Annotated in this window: 30 protein-coding genes; 9 read left to right on the forward strand and 21 right to left on the reverse strand. The window is 58.8% G+C overall.

Going from position 1 to position 26,200, the window contains the following annotated elements; all coding sequences use genetic code 11:
- Window positions 1–2: 2 nt before the first annotated feature.
- The 3 genes from zwf to GOV53_RS08730 all read right to left on the reverse strand — a co-directional run bounded on the left by zwf (window position 3) and on the right by GOV53_RS08730 (window position 5,087).
- Window positions 3–1,448, reverse strand: coding sequence for a glucose-6-phosphate dehydrogenase (zwf, locus tag GOV53_RS08720; RefSeq protein WP_170465465.1), 1,446 nt, complete (start codon window positions 1,446–1,448; stop codon window positions 3–5).
- 110 nt (window positions 1,449–1,558) lie between these two features.
- Window positions 1,559–3,802 (reverse strand): phosphoenolpyruvate--protein phosphotransferase, encoded by a 2,244-nt coding sequence (ptsP, locus tag GOV53_RS08725; RefSeq protein ID WP_170465467.1) that lies wholly within the window; start codon window positions 3,800–3,802, stop codon window positions 1,559–1,561.
- 46 nt (window positions 3,803–3,848) lie between these two features.
- Window positions 3,849–5,087, reverse strand: coding sequence for an aspartate kinase (locus tag GOV53_RS08730; protein ID WP_170426662.1), 1,239 nt, complete (start codon window positions 5,085–5,087; stop codon window positions 3,849–3,851).
- A 164-nt stretch (window positions 5,088–5,251) separates the two neighbouring features.
- Between GOV53_RS08730 and GOV53_RS08735 the strand changes: the two genes are divergently transcribed.
- Window positions 5,252–5,605, forward strand: coding sequence for a hypothetical protein (locus GOV53_RS08735; RefSeq protein ID WP_170426663.1), 354 nt, complete (start codon window positions 5,252–5,254; stop codon window positions 5,603–5,605).
- Here GOV53_RS08735 and GOV53_RS08740 read toward each other — a convergent pair.
- The 5 genes from GOV53_RS08740 to GOV53_RS08760 all read right to left on the reverse strand — a co-directional run bounded on the left by GOV53_RS08740 (window position 5,599) and on the right by GOV53_RS08760 (window position 8,635).
- Window positions 5,599–6,237 carry an SDR family NAD(P)-dependent oxidoreductase gene (locus tag GOV53_RS08740; protein ID WP_170465468.1) on the reverse strand — a complete coding sequence of 213 codons (639 nt, stop codon included), beginning with the start codon at window positions 6,235–6,237 and terminating at the stop codon, window positions 5,599–5,601. The genes GOV53_RS08735 and GOV53_RS08740 overlap by 7 nt on opposite strands.
- Window positions 6,238–6,240: 3 nt before the next feature.
- Window positions 6,241–6,684, reverse strand: coding sequence for a DUF1178 family protein (locus GOV53_RS08745; RefSeq protein WP_170465470.1), 444 nt, complete (start codon window positions 6,682–6,684; stop codon window positions 6,241–6,243).
- A 71-nt stretch (window positions 6,685–6,755) separates the two neighbouring features.
- A complete protein-coding gene (locus GOV53_RS08750; RefSeq protein ID WP_170465472.1) occupies window positions 6,756–7,220 on the reverse strand; it encodes an NUDIX hydrolase in 465 nt (154 codons plus the stop codon).
- Window positions 7,221–7,344: 124 nt separating this feature from the next.
- A complete protein-coding gene (locus GOV53_RS08755) occupies window positions 7,345–8,088 on the reverse strand; it encodes an EcsC family protein (RefSeq protein WP_170465474.1) in 744 nt (247 codons plus the stop codon).
- Window positions 8,089–8,140: 52 nt separating this feature from the next.
- Window positions 8,141–8,635 (reverse strand): GNAT family N-acetyltransferase, encoded by a 495-nt coding sequence (locus GOV53_RS08760; protein WP_170465476.1) that lies wholly within the window; start codon window positions 8,633–8,635, stop codon window positions 8,141–8,143.
- A gap of 72 nt (window positions 8,636–8,707) precedes the next feature.
- On the opposite strand from GOV53_RS08760, the gene GOV53_RS08765 reads away from it, so the two are divergent.
- Window positions 8,708–9,313 (forward strand): flavin reductase family protein, encoded by a 606-nt coding sequence (locus GOV53_RS08765; protein ID WP_170465478.1) that lies wholly within the window; start codon window positions 8,708–8,710, stop codon window positions 9,311–9,313.
- Window positions 9,313–9,954: a CatB-related O-acetyltransferase gene (locus GOV53_RS08770; protein WP_170465480.1), complete on the forward strand. Its 642-nt coding sequence runs from the start codon at window positions 9,313–9,315 to the stop codon at window positions 9,952–9,954. The genes GOV53_RS08765 and GOV53_RS08770 overlap by 1 nt, the downstream gene beginning before the upstream one ends.
- Before the next feature lie 27 nt (window positions 9,955–9,981).
- Here the strand turns inward: GOV53_RS08770 and GOV53_RS08775 are convergent, their stop codons facing one another.
- Window positions 9,982–11,616 (reverse strand): SulP family inorganic anion transporter, encoded by a 1,635-nt coding sequence (locus GOV53_RS08775; protein ID WP_170465482.1) that lies wholly within the window; start codon window positions 11,614–11,616, stop codon window positions 9,982–9,984.
- Between the two features lie 198 nt (window positions 11,617–11,814).
- On the opposite strand from GOV53_RS08775, the gene GOV53_RS08780 reads away from it, so the two are divergent.
- Window positions 11,815–12,687, forward strand: coding sequence for an S-methyl-5'-thioadenosine phosphorylase (locus GOV53_RS08780; protein ID WP_170465484.1), 873 nt, complete (start codon window positions 11,815–11,817; stop codon window positions 12,685–12,687).
- Between the two features lie 9 nt (window positions 12,688–12,696).
- Here GOV53_RS08780 and GOV53_RS08785 read toward each other — a convergent pair whose 3' ends face one another.
- The gene (locus GOV53_RS08785; protein ID WP_170465486.1) at window positions 12,697–13,563 is read right to left on the reverse strand and encodes an alpha/beta hydrolase; all 867 of its coding nucleotides are present in this window, start codon (window positions 13,561–13,563) and stop codon (window positions 12,697–12,699) included.
- Between the two features lie 208 nt (window positions 13,564–13,771).
- On the opposite strand from GOV53_RS08785, the gene GOV53_RS08790 reads away from it, so the two are divergent.
- The gene (locus GOV53_RS08790) at window positions 13,772–14,788 is read left to right on the forward strand and encodes a DUF418 domain-containing protein (RefSeq protein WP_170465488.1); all 1,017 of its coding nucleotides are present in this window, start codon (window positions 13,772–13,774) and stop codon (window positions 14,786–14,788) included.
- A 52-nt stretch (window positions 14,789–14,840) separates the two neighbouring features.
- Window positions 14,841–15,470, forward strand: coding sequence for a LysE family translocator (locus tag GOV53_RS08795; protein ID WP_170465490.1), 630 nt, complete (start codon window positions 14,841–14,843; stop codon window positions 15,468–15,470).
- Between the two features lie 3 nt (window positions 15,471–15,473).
- Here GOV53_RS08795 and GOV53_RS08800 read toward each other — a convergent pair whose 3' ends face one another.
- Window positions 15,474–15,647 (reverse strand): hypothetical protein, encoded by a 174-nt coding sequence (locus tag GOV53_RS08800; protein WP_170426676.1) that lies wholly within the window; start codon window positions 15,645–15,647, stop codon window positions 15,474–15,476.
- A gap of 105 nt (window positions 15,648–15,752) precedes the next feature.
- On the opposite strand from GOV53_RS08800, the gene GOV53_RS21440 reads away from it, so the two are divergent.
- The 3 genes from GOV53_RS21440 to GOV53_RS08810 all read left to right on the forward strand — a co-directional run bounded on the left by GOV53_RS21440 (window position 15,753) and on the right by GOV53_RS08810 (window position 17,161).
- Complete coding sequence (locus GOV53_RS21440; RefSeq protein WP_280636802.1) at window positions 15,753–15,887, forward strand: hypothetical protein; 135 nt, start codon at window positions 15,753–15,755, stop codon at window positions 15,885–15,887.
- Between the two features lie 81 nt (window positions 15,888–15,968).
- A complete protein-coding gene (locus GOV53_RS08805; RefSeq protein WP_170465492.1) occupies window positions 15,969–16,508 on the forward strand; it encodes an adenine phosphoribosyltransferase in 540 nt (179 codons plus the stop codon).
- Between the two features lie 170 nt (window positions 16,509–16,678).
- Window positions 16,679–17,161: a fasciclin domain-containing protein gene (locus GOV53_RS08810; RefSeq protein ID WP_170465495.1), complete on the forward strand. Its 483-nt coding sequence runs from the start codon at window positions 16,679–16,681 to the stop codon at window positions 17,159–17,161.
- A 34-nt stretch (window positions 17,162–17,195) separates the two neighbouring features.
- On the opposite strand, the gene GOV53_RS08815 is transcribed toward GOV53_RS08810, so the two are convergent.
- The 10 genes from GOV53_RS08815 to cyoE form a co-directional block, all read right to left on the reverse strand.
- Window positions 17,196–18,611, reverse strand: a complete 1,416-nt coding sequence (locus tag GOV53_RS08815; protein ID WP_170465497.1) for an FAD-binding oxidoreductase — start codon at window positions 18,609–18,611, stop codon at window positions 17,196–17,198.
- A gap of 37 nt (window positions 18,612–18,648) precedes the next feature.
- On the reverse strand, window positions 18,649–19,467 hold the full coding sequence (locus tag GOV53_RS08820) for an MBL fold metallo-hydrolase (RefSeq protein WP_254439235.1): 819 nt from the start codon (window positions 19,465–19,467) through the stop codon (window positions 18,649–18,651).
- A 101-nt stretch (window positions 19,468–19,568) separates the two neighbouring features.
- A complete protein-coding gene (locus tag GOV53_RS08825) occupies window positions 19,569–20,153 on the reverse strand; it encodes a GNAT family N-acetyltransferase (RefSeq protein ID WP_170465499.1) in 585 nt (194 codons plus the stop codon).
- Window positions 20,153–21,415 (reverse strand): M16 family metallopeptidase, encoded by a 1,263-nt coding sequence (locus GOV53_RS08830; protein ID WP_170465501.1) that lies wholly within the window; start codon window positions 21,413–21,415, stop codon window positions 20,153–20,155. Before GOV53_RS08830 ends, GOV53_RS08825 begins: the two co-directional genes overlap by 1 nt.
- A complete protein-coding gene (gene thrC / locus GOV53_RS08835; RefSeq protein WP_170465504.1) occupies window positions 21,412–22,800 on the reverse strand; it encodes a threonine synthase in 1,389 nt (462 codons plus the stop codon). The genes GOV53_RS08830 and thrC overlap by 4 nt, the downstream gene beginning before the upstream one ends.
- A complete protein-coding gene (locus tag GOV53_RS08840; protein ID WP_170465506.1) occupies window positions 22,797–23,474 on the reverse strand; it encodes an SURF1 family protein in 678 nt (225 codons plus the stop codon). Before GOV53_RS08840 ends, thrC begins: the two co-directional genes overlap by 4 nt.
- Window positions 23,475–23,645: 171 nt before the next feature.
- Window positions 23,646–24,461 carry a cytochrome c oxidase subunit 3 gene (locus GOV53_RS08845; protein WP_170465507.1) on the reverse strand — a complete coding sequence of 272 codons (816 nt, stop codon included), beginning with the start codon at window positions 24,459–24,461 and terminating at the stop codon, window positions 23,646–23,648.
- Between the two features lie 21 nt (window positions 24,462–24,482).
- Entirely contained in the window at window positions 24,483–25,058 is a 576-nt protein-coding gene (locus tag GOV53_RS08850; protein ID WP_170465509.1) for a cytochrome c oxidase assembly protein, read from the reverse strand.
- Complete coding sequence (locus GOV53_RS08855) at window positions 25,058–25,219, reverse strand: hypothetical protein (RefSeq protein WP_170465511.1); 162 nt, start codon at window positions 25,217–25,219, stop codon at window positions 25,058–25,060. Before GOV53_RS08855 ends, GOV53_RS08850 begins: the two co-directional genes overlap by 1 nt.
- Window positions 25,216–26,172, reverse strand: a complete 957-nt coding sequence (cyoE, locus tag GOV53_RS08860) for a heme o synthase (protein ID WP_170465513.1) — start codon at window positions 26,170–26,172, stop codon at window positions 25,216–25,218. Before cyoE ends, GOV53_RS08855 begins: the two co-directional genes overlap by 4 nt.
- Window positions 26,173–26,200 lie beyond the last annotated feature (28 nt).

Here is a 26,200-nt window from a genome sequence, read left to right on the forward strand (position 1 = left end):
GATTACCCTCCGATTTGACGCCAGCGGCGTCCATCGCGATGCATCAGCATCAGTGCTTCCTCGGGGCCGGAACTGCCCTGATCATACTTCGCCGGGCGATCACCCCGCTCTTCCCAGCCTTGAATGATGGGATCGACCCAGGCCCAGGCCGCTTCGGCCTCGTCCCCGCGCATGAACAATGTCTGATCGCCACGGATGACATCCATGACCAGACGTTCATAGGCATCCGGTGATTTGGCTTCGTCCCCCAGCGCCTCGGCAAAGCTCATATCCAGTGCCACGTCGGATAGACGGAAACCACCCTGCCCCGGCTCTTTGATCGTGGTGCGCAGGGTGATGCCTTCGTCCGGTTGCAAGCGGATCACCAGGACGTTGCCGCGCAGAGGTCCGACATTAGGAAAGATCGTGTGCGGCGGATCGCGGAAGAACACCGCAATCTCGGATTCCCGCGCGCGCAGGCGTTTGCCCGTACGCAGGTAAAAAGGCACCCCGGCCCAACGCCAATTGCCCAAATGAACCTTGAGCGCAATGTAGCTTTCGGTGCGGCTGGCAGGGTTTCCAACGTGATCCAGATACCCGTCCCCGCCTTTTTCTGATCGGTACTGGCCGCGTGCGATGTCCGACGGGGCCACAGGCTCCAGTGCTTCAATCACCTTGACCTTTTCGTCACGAACCGAATTCGGCGAAAACTTAGACGGAGGTTCCATCGCGGTCAGACACAGCAGCTGTACAAGGTGGTTCTGCACCATGTCCCGCATAGCACCGGACTGATCGTAGTACGCCCCGCGCCCTTCGACGCCGACCGTTTCAGCGACGGTGATCTGCACATGGTCGATATGGGTCGCGTTCCAGAGCGGTTCGAACAATGAGTTGGCAAAGCGCACCGCCATCAGGTTTTGCACCGTTTCTTTGCCCAGATAGTGGTCGATCCGATAAATCTGATGTTCTTCAAAACAGGCTCGCAGACCAGCGTTCAACGCCTTGGCCGAGGCGAGGTCATGGCCAAAGGGTTTTTCGACCACTATACGGCTGTCAGGCGTTGCCATTCCGTGATCGCTCAGCCGTTGTGCGATGCCCGAAAACAGGCTTGGACCAACAGACAGATAAAAGGCGCGCACCACGTCCGGGCGTAGAACTTTGGCTAGTTCACCCCAACCTGCGTCCCCCATCGCGTCCACGGGAACGTATTCCACGCGGCTTAGAAACTGGTCCAGAACATCCTTTTTGAAGGCCGGAGCAAATTCTTTCATCGACGCGCGGATAAGGTCGCGGAACCCATCGCTGTCCATATCGGACCTTGCTGTACCGATGATCCGGGCGCTTTCGGGCATTTGGCCGACTTCGAACCGGTGATAGAGGCCCGGCAGGATCTTTCGCTGCGCCAGATCTCCGGTCGCGCCGAATAACACCAGATCGAACGGGTGTACCGGAATTACGCGTGAAACCATCCGTGGGCTCCTTTAGGTCTTGCTGGCATCTCCTGGCGCTGATCGCCTTGGGATGCGGGCGCTGTTATCGCTAACATTCACGCACTGAATAGGGAACCGCGTCTGGAAAATCAACCCAGATTCCGCAACCACTCCATCACTGATGGTCGCACCGATTGTTCGCCCCGGTGACGTGCGTCGGCGATGATCTTGCGCAAGGATAGCAAGTCGGCCCGCAGCAGCACGCTTTTGACCGGCCCAATAGATGCGGGGCGCATCGACAACGTTCGTATACCCATGGCAGCCAAACACAACGCCTCGACCGGACGTCCGGCATCCTCGCCACAAAAAGACAGAGGCGTGTTCGAGATGTTACAGCGTTCCACAATGCGCTCAATGAAGCTGAGGAAGCTGACATTCAGCGTGTCGTAGCGACGGCGCACCAGCTCATTCTCGCGGTCAGCGGCAAAGAAGAACTGCTTCAGGTCGTTGCCCCCGATTGAGACGAAATCGACCTCGTCAAAGAACTTCTGCGGCGCAAAGGCGAGCGATGGGGTTTCCAGCATCGCGCCGACCTCGATTGACTCGGGCAGCACATGACCCAATCGCTTCTCACGCTCGATGGTCTTGTTGACTTCCCACTTGGCCTCTCGGAATTCGTCGGCCTGCGCGACAAAGGGGAACATCAGGGTCAGGGGGCGACCGTTTGCGGCTCGCATCAACGCTTGCAACTGCATCCGCATCACGCCGCGTTTGTCCAAGCCGACCCGGATCGCACGCCAGCCCAGAGCCGGGTTCGGCTCTTCGACATGCTTCATGTAGGGCAAGACTTTGTCAGACCCGATATCCAGCGTACGGAACACCACGCGCTTGTCGCCCGCAGCGTCCATAACGCGCTGATATTGCGTCACAAGTTCGGATCGCTTGGGCATTTGGTTGCGCACCAGAAACTGCAGCTCGGTGCGGAACAGGCCTACGCCTTCGGCGCCAGAGTTTCCCAGGGACGGCAGATCCGCCATCAGGCCTGCGTTCATGACCAGATTGATCCGCTCACCGTCCCGAGTCACCGTTGGGGTATCGCGGATCGAGGCATAACGCTCCTGCGCTTTCGCCTGCATCGCGATCTTGTCGCGGAATGCAGTGACGACGGTATCTTCAGGGCGCAGATGGACCATGCCCTGATCGCCGTCGACCAGAATATGGTCACCATTCAACGCTTCGGTCGTGATGTGCCCGACATGAACAACCAGCGGAATCGCCAGCGCGCGGGCCACAATGGTTGCGTGGCTACCGACCGAGCCTTCTTCGAGCACGATGCCCTTCAGAGACCGTCCATATTCCAGCAGGTCACCGGGTCCGATGTTACGTGCAATCAGGATCGGATCGGGCGGCAGGTCGGCCCCATTGGTGGCCCCCTGCCCGGTCAGAATACGCAACAACCGATTGCTGAGGTCATCGAGATCGGCCAGACGTTCGCGCAAATAGGGGTCAGTCACCTGCCCCATGCGGGCACGGGCTTGCGACTGTTCTTTCTCAACCGCCGCTTCGGCGCTGAGGCCAAGGGCAATGTCCTCTTCCATCCGGCGCATCCAGCCTTTGGAATTGGCAAACATCCGATAGGCTTCAAGAACCTGCAGTTGCTCTTTGTCGCCGCCCTGCGAAATTTCAAGCATCTTGTCGACGCCTACGCGTAGCTCATCCACAGCCTCGGTCAGGCGTTCGCGTTCACGGTGAGGGTCGTCGGCAATCGGGTTGGTGACCACAACACGCGGTTCGTGCAACCAGACATGCCCCTCGGCCGATCCCTCCTGCGCAGGGCCGCCGTTGAACTGTACCGATTGCTGGTGGCGTGGCGACAGGGCCGCGCCCTCGCCCACAAATGCGCCAAGCTCGGTCATTTCCGCGAGAACCATGGCGACAACTTCCAGTGCATAGACCTCGTCGGCGGAGTATTCGCGCGCATCGCGGGACTGGACGACAAGAACGCCCAATTTCTCGCCCAGGCGCTGAATCGGAACACCCAGGAATGACGAAAACCGCTCTTCACCCGTTTCAGGCATATAGCGGAAGCCCTTGGTCGACGGCGCGTCTGCGGTGTTTACGATTTTGCCGAATTGGGCGACGCGACCCACTAGGCCCTCGCCCAACCGCATCCGGGTTTTGTGCACCGCTTCGGGCGACAAGCCCTCGGTTGCGCACAGTTCCAGAGTCTCGGAATCCCGGAACAGGTAAATCGAACAGACCTCGGCCCGGATGCTGTCAGCAATCAGGCTGGTGATCCGGTCCAGACGTTCCTGACCGGCGGCCTCGCTCGCCATCTCTTCGCGCAGCCGCCCCAGCAGCTTGCGTGATTCTGTTTCGGTGCCTTCTGCCATGACCCAACCAGTTTATGGTGTCAGGCGAGACCCTTGGCTGAAATGCTCAGGCCGCCTTGTCCAGTTCAAAGGCATCATGCAGTGCCTGAACAGCAAGTTCCATGTATTTCCTGTCGACAAGGACGGAAATTTTAATCTCAGAGGTTGTAATGACCTTGATGTTGATCCCCTCATCCGAGAGTACCTTGAACATCTTGGCCGCAACACCGGACTGCGACCGCATCCCGATCCCCACAACCGAGACCTTGCAAACATCGGTATCTGCGACCAGCTCGGCATAGTTCAGCTCGCCCGCATCCTTGATCGCCAGCAACGCTTTTTCAGCCCGCGCAACCTGATCGGTCGGGCAGGAAAAGGTCATGTCCGTGCGCCCCTCGTCCGAGATGTTCTGCACGATCATGTCCACATTCACGCCTTCATCGCTGAGCGCGGTAAAGATGATCGAGGCGATACCCGGGCGGTCCGCCACGGAAACGACGGTCATCTTGGCCTCGTCGCGGGAATAGGCCACACCGGCCACAACATTGGATTCCATGATATCCTCCTCGTCGCAGACCAGTGTACCGGCCTCGTCGGATTGTTCTTCGAAACTTGAGAGAACGCGCAGTTTCACCTTGTACCGCATCGCCAGTTCGACCGAACGTGTCTGCAGCACCTTGGCCCCCAGCGAGGCCAGTTCGAGCATTTCCTCGAACGAAATTCTGTCCAGTTTACGTGCTTTTTCACAGATGCGCGGGTCGGTGGTATAGACGCCGTCCACATCCGTATAGATGTCGCACCGCTCAGCATCGAAGGCCGCGGCAAACGCCACAGCCGTCGTGTCCGAGCCACCCCGACCCAGGGTAGTGATGCGGCCTTCGGGGCTGATGCCCTGGAAGCCAGCGACGACGGCGACCCGCATTCCTTCACCGAATTTTTGGTTCAGGTTGTCGGTCGGGATTTCTTCGATCCTAGCCTGGCTATGGGCGCTGGTGGTTTTCAGCGGCACCTGCCAGCCTTGCCAGCTGCGCGCAGGTATATCCATTTCCTGCAGCGTCAGCGCCATCAGACCGGCGGTCACATTCTCGCCCGAGGACACGACGGCGTCATACTCGCGCGCATCATACAACGGCGATGTTTCGTCGACCCAGCCTACAAGCTCGTTCGTCTTGCCGGACATGGCCGAGACGATGACGATCACGTCATAGCCTTTGGCCACTTCGACACCGATGCGTTTCGCAGCGCGGCGGATACGGTCAAGGTTGGCAACCGATGTGCCGCCGAATTTCATCACGAGTAAGGGCATGGGGGCAGGTGTCTCCGCGCCTTGGATTTCTGATCCCGAGCGTCTTATGCGAGGGGGGCCGCAAGGGCAAGAGTTCAAAACCAGTCGGATGGCCGCACCTGATCGCTTTACAAGCGAACCCGAGGCTGTCAGCCTAACTACGAATACTATCCCAGAGGTACCCCATGTTCCGCGTCGCTGCAGCCCTTGTCCTTTTGTCCTCACCTGCCCTTGCGCAAGTGTCCACGCTGGCCGCAACTGATGGCAAGAATGCACTGGGAACCATCCCCTGCGCCAAAGCCGGCGCAGCGCTTAGCAGTTGTCACGCCGAATTGCGCCATCACGACGATGGCACCACGACCCTTGCGGTCGGTTTGGGCGGCGGCGAAGTGCGCAGCATCTATTTCACGGATGGTGTACCAAGCTCCAGCAGCTCTCCGGCCCGCATCAGCCATGAAACACGCGGGGACTTGACGGTGATCTTCATCGACCCCGATGAGGTTTACGAGGTTCCAACCGCGGCACTAAAACGTCAGTAAGCGTGCGGTTGGCCGTCCCAGGTCTCAAAACACCCGGTTGTTTCAATTGACAGCGCACCAAAGCGGTCGACCAGCCCGTCGGCCGCCTGATCAACGGTAATGTCGCCCTGCGCACCGCCCATGTCGGTCTGCACCCAACCCGGATGATAGATTCCTACGGCGACACCATCCCCGCGCAGGTCCGTCGCCAGATTGCGCCCCAAATTCAGTGCCGCCGCCTTGGACGCGCGGTAGATATAGCTGCCGCCCGGCGCCCGCGTGTGCGAGGCCATCTGTGACGACAGGATCGCAATCTTGCCCTTCGCGGCCCGAAGGTTAGGCAACAAAGCCTGCACCGTCAGAAACACGCCGGTCACATTGGTGGCAAAGCTTTGGGCCCACATCTCGGCCGGATAGCCGTCCATGCCATGGCCCTTATCCTGGTAAACACCCGCGTTGCAGATCAACAAGTCCACCGGACGCCCCGCCAGCCCTTCGGCCATTGCGCCATGCTGCACGGGATCCGTGACATCCAGAACGACCTGTGCGCTTCCGTCACGGGCCGTACCGGTCACGTCATGGCCTTGCGCCCGGTAGCGAGCCGCCAAAGCTTGGCCAATTCCCCGGTTGGCACCGGTAATAACGATATGCATGGATCAGTTCGTTTTTCTGGTGGGCAGGAAAGGAAGCGGTGCGACCGGCACGCCATCCTCGATCAGTGCTTTCGCCTCATCGGGCTTGGCCTCGCCATAGATCGCGCGATCAGGCGCGTCGCCCAGATGAATCTTGCGCGCCTCTTTGGCAAAATCCTTGCCGACATAGTCCGAATTCTCTTCAATCTTTCGGCGCAACTCGGCCAGAACCTTTTCGATATCCGGCGACGGGGTTGCAACTTCGACCGGCTTTTCCTCTGGCTGCGAAGGCTGAGCCTTGCGCGCCGGACGCACGCGCGGGGTCATGATGGCCTTTTCAACATGCACGTCACCGCACACTGCGCATGTCACCATCCCCGCAGATGCCAGTTTGTCGTAAGCGGCTGCCGATTGAAACCAACTGTCAAATGTATGGCCGTTGCTGCATTTCAATGCGTATTGAATCATGGTCCGTCCAATTTTCGGTAGCCAAATAGATACCGACAGACATGGCAAGATCAAGCCCTTGGCAAGGCGAGTTAGTGCAGAATTGCAGCCAGTTTCCGTAACAATTGGGATAGTTCCGGTGAATTAACCAAATCAGCCGCTTTTTTGGGCGACACCCACTTGCTTTTGCGTTGACCCTGTTCAGGAAAGCTTTCCGAGGTCGACGTCACATGGAGAGGAAACACATCCACCTGACACAAAACAGGCCTTTTTTCGGTTCGGTTTTTGATATGGGTGAACAATCCCATCGGATCGGGCGCGCATGAGCCCCTGACCCCGGCTTCCTCCCACGCTTCCTGCGTGGCGGTCTGAGCGGCGGACATACCTTCGCTCAACCAACCCTTGGGTATGATCCAACGCTTGGACTTGCGGGTTGTAATGAGCAGAACCTCAAGCCGACGCTCTTTGACCCTATAGCACAGAGCCGCAGATTGTCGGGCAATTCCAAGGTGTTTACCCTTGAGCTGCAAGCGGGCTGAAAGCCTTGCATCAGTCACGCCAAACCGCCTTTCAAGTCTATTCCGCTCCTCGATGCCAACCTTTGGTATTTTTGACTATTTTGCGATTGGCTAAAGTCAGAATACTATATGAAGGGGAAATTTCCAAGAAATTCGAGCAGCACTAGAGACGCGCCGCCAACTTTCGCACCAGATCCTCATGCGGGATATCGGCATCAATCGCCAGTCGTCGCAGGCCGAAATGTACTCGGGCCACTTGCTGATAATAGCGTGTGTACACATAGTTCGTACCACCTCCGGCGATCGCGCCAAGAACCGGAACCGATTGCGCCGCCAGCTTTTGGCCTAAGACAATCGACAAACGCGGTGCGACGGCGGCAATCAGCTTCTGCATGGCTGGGCCTGTCAAGGTCAGGCGAACCGAGAAAAAGCCCAGATCAGCACCGTCGTCGTAGGACAGTGGCCCGGCTGCTGACAAAACCTGAACGCAATCGAACTTGACGCCCTCTTCGGACGGATCAAACCCTTCGCGGGATGCGGCCCCCTGGATCGCACGCAGCAGCATGGCGGTGGTTGCAGGCAATTCCATCAGGGCCGTCGAAACACCACCCATGCCGCCTGCTGCCCCCATCGCAGTGGCGACCGCAGTGTTGACCCAGGGCTTTTGATCCGGGACAGCGCGGCGCGACCCCTCGGCCGCATGCATTGCCAACCACAGCGCTTGTTCAGTCGCCCCGGTCAACCCTTGCCGTATAGGTTCGGGAAGCTGTTCCAACAGCGATTCAGCCGAACCGCCCAAACTGTTCAACAGCTTGACGCCCGGACCTCCGGCAGACCGGTAGTATTTGGCCAGCCGATCCAGCTCGGCCTCGGCATCCAGTTTCTCGACAAGAAGCACGTCCTGCATAAAAGCCCTCCTGCGATTAAACATCGGGGCTGAACGCTGCGGTTTCAATAGTTCAGCGCGTCCAGCGGGTCACCGCACCCCGAACGTTGGACCAGACACCGGGTGTCAATTCCACGCCCAAAACCCGTTCAGGGTTGGTCGGGGGCGGCATCTCTACTCCCGCAAGTCGAGTGAACCCAAACCGCGCATAGTAAGGCGCATCGCCTACCAGCATCACCCTGCGCCAACCCTTTTCGCGGCCCGCCTCAAGCCCCTGATGGATCAGGAAACCGCCCAATCCTTCGCCCTGATGGGTCGGGTGAACAGCCACAGGCCCCAACAGCAGCGCATCATGTCGACCTACGTGAACCGGCCAGAACCGGATCGCACCGGCCAGAATGCCCTGCCCATCGCGCGCGACCAGAGACAGGCCGGTCACCGGCGGAACATCATCCCGCAAACGGTATGAGGACAGCGCTTCGCGCCCGGGCGCAAAGCACAGGTCATAAAGAGCCTCGACCTCCCACCAGTCGTCGGGCTTTTCCGGCCTGATCTCGAACTGCTGCACCCCTGCCCTCTTTTCCTTGCTGGCATTCGCCCTAGCACTTCGGTACGCCTTGGGCAAACGCTTGGAGACCTTATGTTCTATCGCCCCGAAGACGGCCACGGCCTGCCGCACAATCCATTCAATGCAATTATCACGCCGCGGCCAATCGGCTGGATCTCGACCCGCGACGCCGATGGGATCAACAACCTGGCCCCCTATTCCTTCTTCAACGGGGTCGCCTATACTCCGCCACAGGTCATGTTTGCCTCAACAGGAACCAAGCATGATCAGGATGGAACAAAGGACAGCCTGGCCAATATCGAGGCGACTGGCGTCTTCTGCGTCAACGTGGTGGCTCATGCACATCGGGATGCAATGAACGCAAGCTCGGCCGGCCTGCCTAAACATGTAGACGAATTCGGGCATGCGGGATTGACCCCGATCGAATGTGAAACCATCCCATGCGCGCGGATCGACGGTGCACCGGCGGCCTTGGAATGTAAGCTGACGCAGATCGTAACCTTGCCGGGCGAGGCAAATCGGGTTGTTTTTGGAGAGGTCACCGGCGTGCATCTGCGCGACGATTGCCTGAAGGACGGCATGTTTGACGTCACAACGTTCCAACCGCTGGCGCGGCTTGGGTATCGGGACTACTCGGTTGTCACCGAGTTGTTCAGCCTTTCCAGACCGGATGATTGATGCCCCTACCTGATCCATCTCGTAGATACCCGGTCACGCTTCCCGACGGTGCCGAGCATCGTGGCACAGTGTTTCTGTCGCAAGCTATCGATCATCCAAGATTTGAGGCCGGCGCGTTCAGCTATGCTTCGGATTTCGACGCGCCAGAGGATTGGGCCACTCGTCTGGCACCCTACCTATTCCCCTTTTCTCGGGAAAAGCTGGTGCTGGGCAAATTCTGCCAGATCGCCCATGGCGTTCGGTTCATCACATCCTCGGCCAATCACGCGATGGATGGGCTGACCAGTTTTCCGTTTCCGGTATTCGACCCCGAGCGGATGACAGGCTACCAGCCCGATACGCGCGACACGCTTATCGGGCACGATGTCTGGATCGGCTATGGCGCAATGATCCTGCCCGGTGCACGGATCGGTTCCGGGGCAATCATCGGAGCCGGATCCGTCGTGCGCGGCGAAGTACCGCCCTATACGATCGTCACTGGAAACCCGGCCGAAGTGCGACGCTTCCGGTTCGAAAAAGACACTATCGACCGGCTTCTGACATTGAGTTGGTGGGATTGGCCCGCCGAGATGATCGCCGACGCCGAAGAGGCGCTGCTGGCTGGAAATATCGATGAATTGGAACGGATCGCTCCAAAGTAAAAGGCGGCCAAATCGGCCGCCTATTTTTCAGTGGCCGCCCAGAATGCCGGTACGGACCGAGTAATCCACCGCCAGTTCGTAATCCGGGTCATCGTCGCTGTCGACCATCAGGTGACCGGCCTTATTCAGCAGCTTGTGACAATCGCGGCTCAGGTGGCGCAGCATCACGCGTTTGCCAGCTGCCTCATACTTGGCAGCGATGTTTTCAATTGCCTGCAACGCCGATTGGTCGACAACACGGCTTTCTGCAAAGTCCACGATCACCGTGTCCGGGTCGTTCGGAACGTCGAACAGTTCGATAAACCCATCGGACGAGCCAAAAAAAAGCGGCCCCTGAATCTCATACACCTTGGCACCCTCTTCTGTGGCCGAGTCACGCGTTACAGCGTGGATGCGTTTGGCGTTGTTCCAGGCATAGGCCAGAGCTGAGACGATCACGCCAACCACAACGGCGACCGCAAGGTCTTCCATCACGGTTACAACGGTTACCAGCACAATGACGAAGGCATCTGTCAGGGGTACCTTGCGCATGATCTTGAACGAGTTCCACGCGAAGGTGCCGATCACCACCATGAACATCACTCCGACCAGCGCAGCAAGTGGGATTTGTTCAATCAGAGGCGAAGCAAACAGAATGAAGATCAGCAGGAACAGCGCCGCCGCGATCCCCGCGATGCGGGTGCGACCGCCGGATTTCACGTTGATCATCGACTGACCGATCATCGCGCAGCCGCCCATTCCGCCAAAGAAGCCAGTGACAACGTTGGCCGCGCCTTGGGCGATGCATTCTTGTGACGCGCCGCCGCGCTTGCCCGTGATCTCTCCGACAAGGTTCAGGGTCAGCAGCGATTCAATCAGACCGATGGCCGCGAGGATGACAGCGTAAGGCAGAATGATCTCGAAGGTTTCCCAGTTCAGCGGCACCATCGGGATGTGGAATTGCGGCAGTCCGCCCTCGATCGAGGCCAGATCACCGACACGGGGCACATCCAGCCCAAAGCCGATTACCAGTGCAGCAACGACGACGATCCCGGCCAAGGGTGCAGGAACGATGCGCGTGATGCGCGGCATGATCCAGATCACCGCCATGGTCAGGGCAACAAGTCCCAGCATGGTGTAAAGCTGCAGGCCCGACAGCCATTCTCCACCGCCTACGCCGTGGCCAGTGTTTTCCATCGTGCCCGGGACCTTGAACTGACCCATCTGGGCCAGGAAAATCACGATCGCCAAACCATTTACAAAGCCCAGCATAACCGGATGGGGCACCAAACGGATAAACCTGCCCCAATGCATCGCGCCCGCAATGACCTGAAGGATGCCCATCAAGACCACTGTCGCGAACAGGTATTCCACGCCGTGCTCGGCCACCAGCGCCACCATCACAACGGCCAACGCGCCAGTTGCACCCGAGATCATGCCAGGACGGCCGCCAATCAGCGCAGTGATCAGACCAACCAGAAATGCCGCATAAAGCCCAACCAATGGGTGAACGCCGGCCACGAAAGCAAAAGCCACAGCTTCGGGAACCAGCGCGAGCGCCACGGTCAGACCCGACAACAGCTCGATCCGCAGGCGCGAGACCGTCAGCCCCTCATCCGGCATCCAACGGAGATCGGGTTTGGCTATACGATTGGCAAAGCTTGCCAGCATGGCTCGGGGCATAGGACGTCCTGTGGGTTTGTGCGCGCGAAAGGCGCCTTTTACCCATCCCATGCGGCATGAGATACCGCGCTCAGCGGGACCCTGATATGCGCCCTGCGCATAGCTGCCTTAAGAACTACACAAACCCTTGAAGCCACTTGCCAAACCATCAACTGCCACGCAGAAATCTGAAAACAGTTTTTCTTGCGGAGAGCAGCCATGACCCAAACCAAACTCGCTATCATCGGCGGATCCGGCATTTATGACATCGACGGGCTGGAGAATGCGGAATGGGTCACTGTGGAAACGCCATGGGGGGAGCCCTCGGACGAGATCCTGACCGGATCACTGAACGGGGTCGAGATGGCTTTTCTGCCCCGGCACGGGCGCGGTCACGTACATTCTCCGACCGAGGTACCCTATCGCGCCAATATTGACGCGCTGAAACGGTTGGGCGTGACGGATGTAATCTCGGTCTCGGCCTGTGGGTCGTTCCGGGAACACATGGCTCCGGGAGATTTCGTGATCGTTGATCAGTTCATCGACCGGACCTTTGCGCGCGACAAAAGCTTTTTCGGCACCGGCTGCGTCGCCCATGTCAGCGTCGCACACCCGACTTGCCCGCGTCTGTCGGACGCGTGCGAGACGGCTGGCATGGCGGCTGGGATCAACATCCACCGCGGCGGCACTTATCTGGCAATGGAAGGCCCTCTGTTCTCGACCCTGGCGGAATCCAAGATGTACCGCGAGCAGTGGGGCTGTGATGTGGTGGGCATGACCAACATGCCCGAGGCCAAACTCGCCCGCGAGGCCGAGCTTTGCTATGCCTCTATCGCGATGGTCACCGACTACGACAGCTGGCATCCGGACCATGGCGAAGTTGATGTGACCGCCATCATCGCGACGCTGACCGGGAATGCCGACAAAGGCCGTGCCTTGGTCAAAGGTCTGCCTGATCTACTGGGGGCCGAGCGCGCGCCCTGCCCTCATGGCTGCGACAGAGCGTTGGAATATGCCATCCTGACAGCGCCGGAAAAGCGTGACCCCGCCTTGTTGGCCAAGCTGGATGCGGTTGCCGGTCGGGTTCTCTGATCAGCGCAATCAGTTCGTGGGCAAGGCTTGCTGCACCTGATCCCACAGTCCGTGCGACCACAGATCATTGTGAGTGCCATCCGGGATGACGTGGATTTCCGCCGTGTCCCCTGCCATTGCAGCCAGCGCTTCGCCATGATGCAGCGGGACCGTTTCGTCTTCGGTCCCGTGGAAGATCAGCGTCGGAACCGAAATGCCTTCGATCAGGTCACGGGTCGCGAATTGATCCCGCATCAGGGCGTGCACCGGCAACCAGGGGTACCTTTCCGCCGCAACGTCGACCGTTGCAGTGAACGGAGCCTCAAGCACCAGTAATTGCGCATTCGGACGTTGTTCTGCCACAGCAGCCGCCACGGCGGTTCCAAGGCTTTGACCAAGCAGCACGACCGGCGCGCCGTCGCTGTCCAATTGATCATACATCTGAACGCCATCAGAGATCAGTGCCCATTCGGACGGCTCGCCCTCGCTGCCCGGATAACCGCGATAGCTGGGGGCCAGCAAGCCGAAGCCGCTGTTCAGGATCTCTCTCATCCGGTCGGCCCGGTCGCCCAGATTCCCCGTTTGACCGTGAAAGAACAGAACCGTTGGCGCACCTTCGGTTGCGGGCGGGGCAGACCAGGCAGTCAGTGCGGTACCATCGGTCATCGTCAGCGAAATGGCCTCGACATCGGCCAGACCAACCATGTTGGGCGCGGGCAGTTCACCTTCTGGTTTGAACAGCAACGATTGCTGGTTCACATACATATAGCCGACGATGCCCGCGTAGATCACCGCAAGCAGTGGTACCATCAGGATAAGCGCGCCCTTGACACGAACGCCCAGCGACGGGCCTGTATCCGGTGCGGCACCTGCATTTGTGTGATCAGTCTGAACCATCGGCTTCTCCGTGAAACATGGCCCAAGTTTGGGGACGGGCTGTTCCGTTTCAAGCCACACGTTCCAGAGTTAATCCAATCTTTATACTTGTTGCCCCATTGCACAGCTCGCTTTCTTTTTTCCAAGCCATCTTGAAACGAGGCGCTCTGCCCACCGATCTGTTGCCCAAGCAATGCCCACCAAGCCACTGGCAAACCAGAGGAATAACATGCAAAGACTCGCCGCTTTGGACGCAGCCCGCTTTCTGGCGTTCTGCGGAATGGTTCTGGTGAACTTTCGCATCGCAGCCCAAGTTGAACCCGGTCACGATTGGGCCTCGGTCGTGATCGGCTCGCTGGAAGGACGTGCGGCAGCCCTGTTCGTCGTTCTGGCCGGTATCGGAGTGGGGCTGTCGACCGTTACAACCTCGGTTCTGCTACGGCGCGCAGCGTTCCTGTTTGTTTTGGGCCTGATCAACATGACATTGTTCGACGCCGACATTCTGCATTTCTACGCCCTATACTTCGTCGTGGGCGCGATGTTTTTGACAGCCTCCACCGGCGTGCTGTGGCTAGGGGCCGCCGGGGTCGTCACGCTGGCTGTCAGTGCCACCATGATCTTCAACTACGACCTAGGTTGGGATTGGGATACGCTGACCTACACCGATCTTTGGACCCTTCCCGGCTTTTTGCGGAACCTGTTTTTCAACGGCTGGCACCCGGTTCTGCCGTGGGCCGCCTTCCTGCTGATCGGCATGGCCATCGGTCGGTCCGAGCTCCACACACTATGCATCCAGCACCGGCTGATCATGTGGGGTTTCGGAGCCGCCGTGTTTGCGCTGTTTCCACAAATGTTGGCGACAGACCCCGATCTGGCGACCTATCTGGGCACCGAGGCCATCCCTCCGGGGCCGTTCTATATCGTTGCAGGCACTGGTTCGGCATGTGTCGTGATCGGGCTGCTCCTGAAACTCTGGCCAAAGATCGAGAGACTGGGAATCGGCCCAGCCCTGATCGCGCCAGGACGGCAGAGCCTGACCTTGTATATGGCGCATATCCTGATCGGCATGGGCATTCTGGAGGAAGCCGGGTTGCTGGACGGCTCTCTCAGCGCGCCGCAGGTTTTTGCCTGTGCGTTGGCCTTCTGCGTTGCGTCATCCATCTTTGCATTGCTTTGGTCGCGAAAATTCAAACGCGGTCCACTTGAAGCGCTGATGCGGTTTGTCACTCAGCCACGAGGGGCTTGACCTTCGGCTCCGGCCAAGGCTTGCTGCGGAAAATGCAAAGATAGGGTTTCTCATGTCCCTCGACCTTTGGCTTGCCTTTGTTGCTGCCTCCACAGCCTTGCTGCTGATCCCCGGCCCGACCGTTTTGCTGGTGCTCAGCTATGCCTTGTCCAAGGGGCGGAGCGTTGCGGTGGCCTCGGCGACGGGTGTGGCCGTTGGCGATCTGGTGGCGATGACCGCTTCGCTTTTGGGATTGGGAGCATTGGTTCTGGCCTCGGCCACGTTGTTCACCGCGCTGAAATGGGTTGGGGCTGCATATCTGATCTGGTTGGGCGTCAAACTGCTGCGCAGCGCGCCATCGAGCGGTTTGGAGACGGTCGATACTGGACGTGATGTCACGGCGCAAAGCGTCTTTGGGCATGCCGCCGCCGTAACGGCGTTGAACCCAAAATCCATCGCCTTCTTCATCGCATTTGTCCCGCAGTTCTTGCGTCCGGCTGACCCTTTGGGGCCGCAGTTTGTGATCCTGATCGCCACTTTCGTCGGTTTGGCATGGCTGAACGCGCTGGCCTATGCACTGTTGGCCGACAGGCTGCGCCGAATGATCGGCCGCGCAGGTGTCATCACCGCGATGACCCGGTTCGGAGGGCTGACACTGATTGGAATGGGAGTGGCCACAGCGGTTTTACGCCGCCCGGCCTGACGCTTATTCCTCGGCGTGTTCCTTCATGAACCCGCGAATGAACCGCCGGATTTCCCGCGCGGCTGAAGTGTCAAGTTCCTTGCACAGCTCGACAAAAGCGTCCCGTTCATCCTTGTCCAGGCGCAGGACCAACTGACTGTTTTTCTTGGTCGAGCCCTTGCCGTCTTTCTTGCCCACGCGTTCTATCCCTACCAAACCTTGATTCTTTTTGCGATGCATTGTATATACATCGCATAGAAGTTGTAGTTATCGAGCAAGTAACAATAAAAAAGGATTATGGCAATGAACCTTCATGTGGCTCAGGCATTTCTTTTGCGAGATCAGCGCAATTGGCGCAAACCGCACCTGTCGTGGTTACCCGCCGCGCTGTACCGTTACTATGGACTGCCCAAGGCAACGCCGGAACACCGCAAGTAAACCTGACGGTAATCTTTCCTTGCATGACTGACCCCAATGGGTCAAACAGCCCAGCGTGTTTTGACGCCAGAGGGGTTGGCCATGTCCAGAAACAAGTCGGTCAAGGATTACATTCGGACCATCGTTGATTTCCCGCACGAAGGGATCATGTTCCGGGATGTCACCACCCTGTTTGCTGACCCACGTGGTTTCCGCATGGCCATCGACCAGATGCTGCACCCTTATGCGGGTGAACGCATCGACAAAGTCGTCGGGCTTGAGGCGCGCGGTTTCATCCTTGGCGGCGCCATCGCACACCAGCTGAGCGTCGGCTTTGTCCCGATCCGCAAAAAGGGCAAACTCCCCGGCACTACCATCAGCCAGGACTATAAACTGGAATACGGCGAAGCCATCGTCGAGATCCACGACGACGCTATCCAACCGGGCGAGAAGATCCTTGTTGTTGACGATCTTCTGGCCACCGGCGGCACTGCGGCGGCGGGCATCAAACTGATCGAGCGGCTGGGCGGCGAGATTGTCTCGTGCTCTTTCATCATCGACCTGCCGGAACTGGGCGGACGCAAAGTGCTTGAAGAAATGGGCATGGACGTTCACGTCCTGTGCGAATTCGAAGGGCTGTGAGTCCTCGCGCAATCACAAAAACGTGAGTGGAAATTTGGAACCGTGCTGGCTTAGCCCGGTTCACATACCGTTCAACCCAAACTTATCGACACATTCAGTGATCTCTTTTTGAGAGAGGCGCGTACCCCCGTTGATGCCACCAAGGGCATACCAACAAGGGAATACAAACCATGTTTCGCAAACTCGCAATCGCCGGTGTCGCAAGCCTTTTCGTGGGAACTGCCGCTTACGCTGACGGCCACTCCAAGGATATCGTCGCCACAGCAGTCGGAGCTGGAAGCTTTGAAACCCTCGTCGCAGCAGTACAAGCCGCCGAGTTGGTGGACACGCTGAAAGGCGAAGGCCCATTCACCGTCTTTGCCCCCACGGATGAAGCATTCGCCGCCCTGCCCGCAGGCACGGTTGAGACACTGCTGAAACCCGAAAACAAAGACCAGCTTGTCGCGGTCCTGACCTATCATGTGGTGCCCGGCAAAGTGATGTCCGGTGATCTGTCTGACGACATGAAAGCCGCGACCGTTCAGGGCGGCGAGATCACGATCGATCTGGATAACGGCGTAATGATCAACGACGCGAATGTTGTTCAGGCTGATATCGAGACGTCGAATGGCGTGATCCATGTCATCGACAAGGTGATCCTGCCTGAATCGTAACTTCTGCGGGCGGTCCGTGCCACACGGGCCGCTCTTACGCCTTCAGAACTGCCCCGGGGTTCATGATACCCTTTGGATCAAGGGCCGTTTTGATCGCCCGCATTGCCGACAGTTTGACCGGGTCTCCGTATCGTTCCAGGTCATCGGTCTTTAGACGACCAATTCCGTGTTCGGCACTGACAGACCCCGAAAATTCATTAACCAAGTCATGAACCGCGCGTTTGATTGGCCCACGTTGTGCATCGTATTCAGAACGGGTGTGCCCCGCAGGTGGGAAGACGTTGTAGTGCAGATTGCCGTCGCCCAAATGTCCGAAACAGTTGCTCCGGAACGGCCCCAAGGCGCCGATGATATCGGACCCGCGCTCAATAAACTCGGGAATCCGCGAGATCGGCACCGAGATATCGTGACTGGACACCGACCCGATCAACCGGTTGGCCTCGGGGATTTGTTCACGCACGGCCCACAGTTCCGAACGCTGCGCTTCGCTTTGCGCAATCACCGCATCGCTCACCAAATCGCGATGCTCTGCCGCTTCGTACAGAGCCATCAGAGCTTCCGACGGTGATATTCCGCCAGACAGCCCCAACTCGATCAACACCATCCATTCAGGTTGCGTGGCAAAGGGCTGACGGATATCCGGCAACACCTCAGACAGGAACTGCAGACCCTGTTTGTGGATCAGCTCAAAGGTACTGACGCCCTCTCCCACCTGATCGCGCGCCAATGCCAGCAGATCAATCGCAGCTTCCGGCGATGCCACTTGAAACATGGCCGTCCCCACACCTTGAGGGCGTGGAAACAGCTTAAGAGACGCCGCGGTGATAATGCCCAACGTCCCTTCTGCCCCGATCAGCAGGTTTCGCAGGTCGTAACCGGTATTGTCTTTGCGCAATCGGCTCAGGCCACGCCAGATTTCACCATTCGGCAGAACCGCCTCAAGCCCAAGGCACAGGTCACGTGCATTACCATATCGCAAAACATTGACGCCCCCGGCATTGGTCGCAAGGTTGCCACCGATCCGGCATGATCCCTGCGCCGCAAGCGCCAGCGGGAACAGCCGTTCCGCCTCTTCTGCAGCCGCCTGCACATCCGCCAAGATCGCGCCAGCCTCAGCAATCAAAATGTTCTCAGCCGGATAAACCGCACGTATGGCCGCCATACGTTCCAGCGAAATCAGCAAAGGTGCCGGGCCTTCGCCCATTACCTGCCCGCCCACAAGACCGGTGCCGCCGCCGTATGGCACAACCGGGACCGAAGCGTCGCAGGCTAACCGCACCAAGGTCGCAACCTCTTGTGCCGTCCGGGGCAAGGCCAGAACGCCCACCTGGCCCGCAAACCTGCGGCGCGGCTCTTCCAAGTATCGGGGGTCTATGGGTCGCAACACCTCTTCGCCTAGTTCAGCGCGAATTGACTGGGCGAATGTGTCGTCAGCAGGGTTTAGTGTCATACCCTTTCCTTGCCCAAGTGCCACGCCCCGGCAAGCCCTATTCCAAGTCAATCAGGTATTGAGGCTCCAATACCACGACCGTCGGTCGGTCCGGCAAGTTGCGCAGGGACACCGTGATCTCAGACACGCCTTTTCGCTCGACCGGAAAATCATTGCGGATATCGACCAGGAACCGATCCAGCGAAAACCCCGAGAACCAGTGCATAGGAATAATAACCGAGCTTTTCAGGCGTTTGAGCACGGTGATCATGTCAGGCAGCGGCATGGTCGTTCCGCCATCCACAGCCGCCATGACCACGTCCAGCCGACCCAGCGCAGCGAATTGTTCGTCCGAGGGCACGTGATGCAGATGTCCCAAATGTCCAACACACAGCCCCTCAACTTCGAATACAAAGATCGAGTTTCCCCTTTCTTCATACCCCCCATAGGATGACCGGATATCCGTCGACACATTGCGCACCAGCATCTCACCCAGGTCCAGATAGTGCTCGATCCCCTGCCCGAACTCTCCCCAACCCGGCAACACATGCGGGATGGCCGGGTCCGGGTTAGCCGTCCAATGGGTGCTGTGGGCATGGTTCATCGTCACCACATCCGGGATCAGATCAGCGCTCCCGATAAATCCGGTAAAGTCCGTGACAGCGTTCAACCCGCCTTGGGTCTGGATCAGAAAGGAGGCATGGGCAATGTAACTGATCCTGACCGAGAACTCAGGAACCGGGTCCTGCCAGGCGGCTTGGTGAATGTACTTAATACCCGGTGCAGCGTCCGCGATAGCGATGCAATGGCTCGGCCGACGCTCCTGCGCCACAGCCCCACCCACAATCATCATAAGCCCGACAAGAATCCACCGCATGGCCAATACTAGCGCAAGCGCTCGCCAAGTCATGCCCCTTGTTCATCTGGCCAAAAATACCTCGGGGGAGTCGCGGCTTGCCGCGGCGGGGGCAGAGCCCCCTAGCCCGCATCCGTCTTGCCGCGCCGGTCCGAACGAAGCGAGGCATACAGCACATGCGTCCGCCAGCGCCCGTTGATCTGAAGATAGGATTGCGCCACGCCTTCGTATTTGAAGCCCGAACTCTCCAGCAAACCACGCGAAGGCTTGTTTTCGGGCAAACACGCGGCCTCAATCCGGCTCAGGTCAAGGCGCGTAAAGGCGTGATGTACAACCGCGCCGATGGCCTCGCGCATGTACCCCTGCCGTGCAAAGGCCTGTCCGGTCCAATACCCCAGCGTTCCCGCCTGAGCCGGGCCACGGCGCACATTGTCCAGCGTAATGGCACCGACCAGCACATCATCCGCCCGGCGAAACAAGAACAGCGGGATCGCAGTGCCGCTGGCCACGGATCGCTGCGCCCAATAGACCCGGTTGGTAAACGATTTGCGGCTCAGGTGATCCCTGGCCCAGATCGGCTCCCACGGGGTGAGGTATTCCTTGGACGCGCGCCGCAGCGCCGCCCAGTCGTTGAAATCGGAATGCACAGGCGGGCGCAAGCTCAGGCGCTCGGTCTCGAGTTTCAGCTTGCGTCTGCCCAGTAGCATCACGCTGCACGCCTCTCCTGCAGCTCAGCCAGCGATGGCGCGCCCGAGACCGGACCGTACAGCGCCAGCGCAGCGGGGGCCTTTACCGCCATGTTCTCGGCAAAGGCACGTACGTCCTTGGTGCTGACCGCGTCGATTTTGGCCACCGTATCCTCGAGCGATGGCACCCGGCCCCAGATCTGCACCAGCCGCGCCAAGCGCTCGGCGCGGTTCGACGGGCTTTCCAGCCCCATGAGCATGCCAGCCTTCATCTGGGCGCGGGCACGAGCGACTTCTTCCGGGCTCATATCCTCGGCAGCGCGCTTCATCTCATCGATGGTGATCGTTGCCAGCTCAGCGACCTGATCTGCCGATGTACCGGCGTAGATCGTGGTCGTCCCGGTGTCGGCATAAGCCCCCGTCTGCGCAAAAATCGTATAGCAAAGGCCACGCGTTTCGCGCACCTCCTGAAACAGGCGCGAGGACATGCCGCCGCCCAGAGCGGTCGAGTAAATCTGGGCAGTATAGATCGCGTCATCGCGATAGCCGGGGCTTTCCAGCGCCAGTGCAAAATGGGCTTGCTCCAGCTCTTTCTCCTGCCGCGCTTCACCGCCCGTAAAGCGTGCCGCTTCGGCAATCAGCCCTTTACGCGGCTGCAGATGACCAAACATCTCTTCGGCCATTTTCATCAGCGCATCGTGATCAACGGCACCCGCTGCCGACAGGATCATCTGTTCGGGGCCATAGTGCTCGGCCACGAAACCGGACAGATCCTCGCGCGAAAACGCGCTGACCCGCTCGGACGGCCCCAGAATGGTGCGGCCCAAAGGTTGATCGTGGTAGCTCTGTTCCTGCAGCCAGTCGAAAATCACATCGTCTGGCGTGTCATAGGCCTGGCCGATCTCTTGCAAGATCACGCCCCGTTCGACCTCAATCTCGCGAGGGTCAAACACAGGGTTCAGGACGATGTCGCCGATCACGTCCATCGCCAGCGCGACGTCATCCTTGAGAACGCGCGCGTAATAGGCCGTCACCTCGCGCGAGGTATAGGCGTTGATGTATCCGCCCACATCCTCGATCGCCTCGGCGATTTGCAGCGCAGAGCGCCGTTCAGTTCCCTTAAACGCCATATGCTCAAGGAAATGCGCGATGCCGTTCTGTTCGATCCGCTCATGCCGCCCGCCGGCGGTCACCCAGATGCCGATGGCCGCCGATTGCAGCCCCGGCATATGTTCACTGACGATACGAAACCCGTTCTTCAGTTGGTCTTGTCTGACAGTCACTCAGCAATATGCCTTTTGATATGTTCCTCAAGGGTGCCCAGGTCGTTGGCAATGCGGGTCACCCGTTCCGACCGTTCATACAGATCAGACATGCGGGATGGAAGAGGCGGATGTTCACCGCTTGCCTTCTCGACCGCTGCCGGGAACTTCGCGGGATGCGCCGTGGCCAGAGTGATCATTGGAACATCGGCATTGCGATGCTCTTCGCCGACCTTGATACCAACGGCGGTGTGCGGGCAAACCAGCTCGGCGCTATGCGCCAGAGTGTGTTTGATCGTTTCGAGTGTCTCGTCTTCGGATACGCGGCCTGAGTCATAGCTTTCGCGCAGCGCTTCCATCGCGCCCTGGCTGACGTTGAACCCTCCGGTCTTGAGTTCATCCATCAACTGCGCCACTGCTGCGCCGTCCTCGCCATAGGCATAGTACAGCGCGCGCTCAAAGTTCGAGCTGACCTGAATATCCATCGACGGGCTGATCGAAGGAATGGTGTCCCCCTTGAAATACCCCTCGCCCGACAAACAACGGTGCAGGATGTCATTCTGATTGGTGGCGACAACCAGACGGTCGATCGGCAGCCCCATACGCTTGGCCAGATAGCCCGCGAAGATGTCACCAAAGTTACCGGTGGGCACGGTAAAGCTGACCTTGCGATGCGGCGCGCCAAGGCTGACAGCCGCCGAGAAGTAATACACGATCTGCGCCAGAACCCGCGCAAAGTTGATGGAGTTCACACCGGCCAGCTTCACACCATCACGGAAGTCGAAATCGTTGAACATATCCTTCAGCGCGGCCTGACAATCGTCGAAATCTCCATCCACGGCCAGCGCATGCACGTTGCTATCCGCAGGCGTCGTCATCTGGCGGCGCTGCACCTCGGAGACACGGCCATGCGGGAACAGGATAAACACGTCCACCGCATCCAGCCCCCGGAACGCCTCAATCGCGGCCGAGCCGGTATCGCCACTGGTCGCGCCGACGATGGTCACGCGGTCCCCGCGACGTTTCAAGGCGACCTGGAACAGCTGACCAATCAGCTGCATCGCAAAGTCTTTGAACGCCAGCGTCGGGCCGTGGAACAGCTCCAGCAGGAAGTGGTTCTCGTTCAATTGCTTCAACGGCGCACGGGCGTCATGGCCAAAGCCCTCGTACGCGCGAGCGATAATCTGTTTGAACTCGTCCTCTGCGAATGAGCCGCTGACATAGGGCCACATCACGCGGAATGCGATTTCCTCGTACGGCTGGCCAGCCAAAGCCGCGATTTCATCCTGCGACATCACTGGGATTTCGGCAGGCAGATACAGACCGCCGTCCCGAGCCAGCCCGGTCAGCATCGCCTCTTCAAAACTCAGTTCGGGCGCCTGCCCACGGGTCGAGATGTATTTCATGTCGCGTCACTCTCAGAAGGGGCGCGGCTGCGCCACAGGAAGTACCCGGTCATCGCGGCCCAAACCAGGGCCAGACCAAACCAGGTGATTGCATACTGCAAATGGTCATTTGGGATGCCCGCAGTGTCGACCGGCAAAGGGGTGATGGCCGGATCGGTATGCGACCGCGCGATCAGCAACACCGGCTCGGCCCCCAAGGCAGCGGCCAGGTTCGGAACGTCGCGGGCAAACCAGATATTGTCGTCGATGTCCGGCTCGGGCGTATAGCTGTCGATCTCATCCGGCCAATGCAGATTGCCAGTCACCTGCATCGGGCCGTATAGGCGCTCGTCCTGTTTGGCTGTCACGGGTACAAAGCCGCGGTCAACCAGGATCGTCCGATCCTCAGTGCTGAAAGACTGAATGATGCGGTATCCTGCGCCGACCTGCTTGACCGAAACCAGGACGTGGATCTCGCCCGGCTCCATATCGCCGGTGATCGTGACCGGCAGGTACTTGTCGGCATCCGGTGAGATCGTATCTGGCAAACCAACCGGCTCCGCAGAAATCCGGCTTTCAATTTCAGCCAGCACACCCTGCTTCCATGCCAGACGCTGCATCTGCCAGACACCCAGCGACACAAGGATCGCCAGACCGGCAACACCAAAAATCAGCAGGAATAAGATGCGGCGCATTTCAGGACCAAGTTGCGTTGTTCGATAGCTTTGACAGAGCCGGCGTCTTGTTAAGGGCTGCAGCTGCCGAAAGGCAACCACGCAATTGTATGGGGCGCAATATTGCGCCCCGGATAGAGAAAAAGCCGCCCCAAAAAGGGCGGCTTTCGCATTTTGATTGCCCTTCTGGCCTTACATCAGCGGAGCCTGACCCCAGATGTAAACCGCGAAGAACAGGAACAGCCAAACAACGTCGACAAAGTGCCAGTACCATGCGGCAGCTTCGAAACCGACGTGTTTCTCGGGCGTGAAGTCACCCTTGAGAGCTCGGATCAGACACACGGTCAGGAAGATGGTCCCGATGATCACATGTGCGCCGTGGAACCCGGTCGCCATGAAGAAGTTCGAATAGAACTGGTCGCCACCGAATTCCCAACCTTCATGGGCCAGAAGCTCATAGTATTCATAGGCCTGCAGCAGGGTGAACAGGATACCCAGAACGATACCGATTGCCAGACCATTGATCAGCGCCTTGCGATCGTTGTCGTGTACGAGCGCATGGTGAGCCCAGGTGATCGCACAGCCCGACAGCAGCAGGACCAGAGTGTTGATCAGCGGCAGGTGGAACGGATCCACCGCATGAATGTCTGGCTGGATGTATTCCGTACCGGCATAGTCGTACATCGGATACATGCGATGTTTGAAGAACGACCAGAACCAGGCGAAGAAGAACATCACCTCGGACATGACAAACAGGATGAAGCCATAGCGCAGACCGATACGCACAACAGGCGTATGATCACCCTGGCGGCTTTCGACCACAACTTCGGACCACCAGGCGAACATGGTGTACAAAACAGCGACGAGCCCGGCCCAGAACATCCACGGCGTCAAGCCGTGCATCCAAAGGACGGCTCCGAACAGCATCACAAAGCCACCGATCGCGCCGATCAGAGGCCAGATCGACGGGGCCAGAATGTGATAATCATGGTTTTTTGCGTGTGCCATCAGCGTCCCTCACCTAAGGCGTTAGTTCGTTGTTGTATCAGCCTGCGTCTCAAGGGCAGCATAGCCCTCGGGCAGGTCAATTTCGTAGAATGTATACGACAGCGTGATCGTATGAACATACTTTGCTTCGAGATCATCGACCATTTCCGGGTCGACGAAGAAGGTTATCGGCATCTCAACACGTTCGCCGGGTTGCAGCACCTGCTCTTCAAAGCAGAAACAGGCAATTTTCTGGAAATACCCGCCCGCCGAATAGGGCGCTACGTTGTAAGATGCCTGTCCGGCAATGGGGCGATCGGTCGGATTGTATGCCTCATAAAAGGCCAGTCCGGTTTCACCGATGCGCACTTCCATCTCGCGTTCGACCGGTTTGAATTCCCAACCAAACCCTTTGGCTTTCGAGGCATCGAAACGGACAGTCACCTTGCGATCCAGGATTTCTTCGGGCGCGGCCTCGGCTACCCCGGTGGTGCCACCAAACCCGGTGACACGGCAAAACCAGTCGTAAAACGGAACAGCGGCCCAGGCCAGGCTCCCCATCAGGACAACCACACCAACTGTCTGCGCAACCGTTTTCTGTGGACCCGTCAAAGCCATCAGTTCTGAACCTCCTGCGTTGCAAGGCTGAAGTCGGTGCCAGACACTTTGACAACCGTCAGACCAAAGATGATCACGATGAATGCTGCCAGAGTCAGGCCGACCCCTAGATTGCGGCTAAACCGGCGTTGGTGAAGTTCGTGGGGCTTTCGCAAGCTCATGACCAACCTCCCAGACCATAGGGTTTCAACAGCGCCTCAACCAGAATCGCGCCGAAGTGCAGGAAAAGATACAACAGCGAGAGCTTGAAGAACGAGCGTTCGACCTTGAAGTCATCAGCTTCGGCGTCATCCTCGGACCGGCGCGAAATCTGCCATGCACCGCGCAAGAACAGCGCGTTCAGCACAACGGCAACTGTCAGGTAGATCGGCCCGCCGATACCGGAAAAGGCCGTCCCAACCGCCAGAAGGGCCAGCAGAGCAGTGTAAACCAGAATGTGCCAGCGCGTGGCGCGGCGGCCATGGGTGACGGTCAGCATCGGAACGCCCGCATCGTCATAGTCCGAACGCATAAACAGCGCCAAGGCCCAGAAATGCGGAGGGGTCCACATGAAAGTCAGCGCGAACATCAGCCACGGCTCAAGCGACATCGAGCCCGTGGCCGCAACCCACCCGATAACTGGCGGGAAGGCCCCGGCTGCGCCACCGATCACAATGTTCTGCGGCGTCGAGCGCTTCAGCCACATCGTGTAGATGACCACGTAGAAAAAGATGGTGAACGCCAGGAACGCCCCTGCAAACCAGTTGGTCGCGAGGCCCAGCATGATGACGGAGAGGCCGGACAGCGCCAGTCCGATCGCCAAGGCCTCACCCTCTTCCACCTTACCGGCAGGAATCGGGCGCTTCTTCGTGCGCTTCATCACCCGGTCGATATCCGCATCCCACCACATATTCAGCGCACCCGAGGCGCCGCCGCCGATGGCGATGAACAGGATAGCGCAGAAACCGACAAACGGGTGCACAGGAACCGGAGCCGCCAGAAGACCGACCAGAGCCGTAAACACGACCAGCGACATGACGCGCGGCTTCAGCAGGGCAAAGAAATCGCCAAAGCTGGCCTCATCCTCTTGGGACTTGGCGCGTACCGTGCTGGCATTGATGCTTGCGTCGCTCATTTCCGGTCCTTTTGGGGCGAAAGCTGCG

Source organism: Ruegeria arenilitoris, assembly GCF_013035315.1.
GTDB lineage: Bacteria > Pseudomonadota > Alphaproteobacteria > Rhodobacterales > Rhodobacteraceae > Ruegeria > Ruegeria arenilitoris_D.

What these genes read in the sequence shown, in the direction of transcription:
- GOV53_RS08765 (WP_170465478.1), top strand. Translation starts at nt 8,708, where the DNA reads ATGTTCTATCGCCCCGAAGACGGCCACGGCCTGCCGCACAATCCATTC.
- GOV53_RS08735 (WP_170426663.1), top strand. Translation starts at nt 5,252, where the DNA reads ATGTTCCGCGTCGCTGCAGCCCTTGTCCTTTTGTCCTCACCTGCCCTT.
- GOV53_RS08790 (WP_170465488.1), top strand. Translation starts at nt 13,772, where the DNA reads ATGCAAAGACTCGCCGCTTTGGACGCAGCCCGCTTTCTGGCGTTCTGC.
- GOV53_RS08820 (WP_254439235.1), bottom strand. Translation starts at nt 19,467, where the DNA reads ATGCGGTGGATTCTTGTCGGGCTTATGATGATTGTGGGTGGGGCTGTG.
- GOV53_RS08745 (WP_170465470.1), bottom strand. Translation starts at nt 6,684, where the DNA reads ATGATTCAATACGCATTGAAATGCAGCAACGGCCATACATTTGACAGT.
- GOV53_RS08755 (WP_170465474.1), bottom strand. Translation starts at nt 8,088, where the DNA reads ATGCAGGACGTGCTTCTTGTCGAGAAACTGGATGCCGAGGCCGAGCTG.
- GOV53_RS08770 (WP_170465480.1), top strand. Translation starts at nt 9,313, where the DNA reads ATGCCCCTACCTGATCCATCTCGTAGATACCCGGTCACGCTTCCCGAC.
- GOV53_RS08840 (WP_170465506.1), bottom strand. Translation starts at nt 23,474, where the DNA reads ATGCGCCGCATCTTATTCCTGCTGATTTTTGGTGTTGCCGGTCTGGCG.
- GOV53_RS08850 (WP_170465509.1), bottom strand. Translation starts at nt 25,058, where the DNA reads ATGGCTTTGACGGGTCCACAGAAAACGGTTGCGCAGACAGTTGGTGTG.
- GOV53_RS08740 (WP_170465468.1), bottom strand. Translation starts at nt 6,237, where the DNA reads ATGCATATCGTTATTACCGGTGCCAACCGGGGAATTGGCCAAGCTTTG.
- GOV53_RS08845 (WP_170465507.1), bottom strand. Translation starts at nt 24,461, where the DNA reads ATGGCACACGCAAAAAACCATGATTATCACATTCTGGCCCCGTCGATC.
- cyoE (WP_170465513.1), bottom strand. Translation starts at nt 26,172, where the DNA reads ATGAGCGACGCAAGCATCAATGCCAGCACGGTACGCGCCAAGTCCCAA.
- GOV53_RS08815 (WP_170465497.1), bottom strand. Translation starts at nt 18,611, where the DNA reads ATGACACTAAACCCTGCTGACGACACATTCGCCCAGTCAATTCGCGCT.
- GOV53_RS08730 (WP_170426662.1), bottom strand. Translation starts at nt 5,087, where the DNA reads ATGCCCTTACTCGTGATGAAATTCGGCGGCACATCGGTTGCCAACCTT.
- ptsP (WP_170465467.1), bottom strand. Translation starts at nt 3,802, where the DNA reads ATGGCAGAAGGCACCGAAACAGAATCACGCAAGCTGCTGGGGCGGCTG.
- GOV53_RS08825 (WP_170465499.1), bottom strand. Translation starts at nt 20,153, where the DNA reads ATGCTACTGGGCAGACGCAAGCTGAAACTCGAGACCGAGCGCCTGAGC.
- GOV53_RS08780 (WP_170465484.1), top strand. Translation starts at nt 11,815, where the DNA reads ATGACCCAAACCAAACTCGCTATCATCGGCGGATCCGGCATTTATGAC.
- thrC (WP_170465504.1), bottom strand. Translation starts at nt 22,800, where the DNA reads ATGAAATACATCTCGACCCGTGGGCAGGCGCCCGAACTGAGTTTTGAA.
- GOV53_RS08785 (WP_170465486.1), bottom strand. Translation starts at nt 13,563, where the DNA reads ATGGTTCAGACTGATCACACAAATGCAGGTGCCGCACCGGATACAGGC.
- zwf (WP_170465465.1), bottom strand. Translation starts at nt 1,448, where the DNA reads ATGGTTTCACGCGTAATTCCGGTACACCCGTTCGATCTGGTGTTATTC.
- GOV53_RS08855 (WP_170465511.1), bottom strand. Translation starts at nt 25,219, where the DNA reads ATGAGCTTGCGAAAGCCCCACGAACTTCACCAACGCCGGTTTAGCCGC.
- GOV53_RS08775 (WP_170465482.1), bottom strand. Translation starts at nt 11,616, where the DNA reads ATGCCCCGAGCCATGCTGGCAAGCTTTGCCAATCGTATAGCCAAACCC.
- GOV53_RS08810 (WP_170465495.1), top strand. Translation starts at nt 16,679, where the DNA reads ATGTTTCGCAAACTCGCAATCGCCGGTGTCGCAAGCCTTTTCGTGGGA.
- GOV53_RS08805 (WP_170465492.1), top strand. Translation starts at nt 15,969, where the DNA reads ATGTCCAGAAACAAGTCGGTCAAGGATTACATTCGGACCATCGTTGAT.
- GOV53_RS08795 (WP_170465490.1), top strand. Translation starts at nt 14,841, where the DNA reads ATGTCCCTCGACCTTTGGCTTGCCTTTGTTGCTGCCTCCACAGCCTTG.
- GOV53_RS21440 (WP_280636802.1), top strand. Translation starts at nt 15,753, where the DNA reads ATGAACCTTCATGTGGCTCAGGCATTTCTTTTGCGAGATCAGCGCAAT.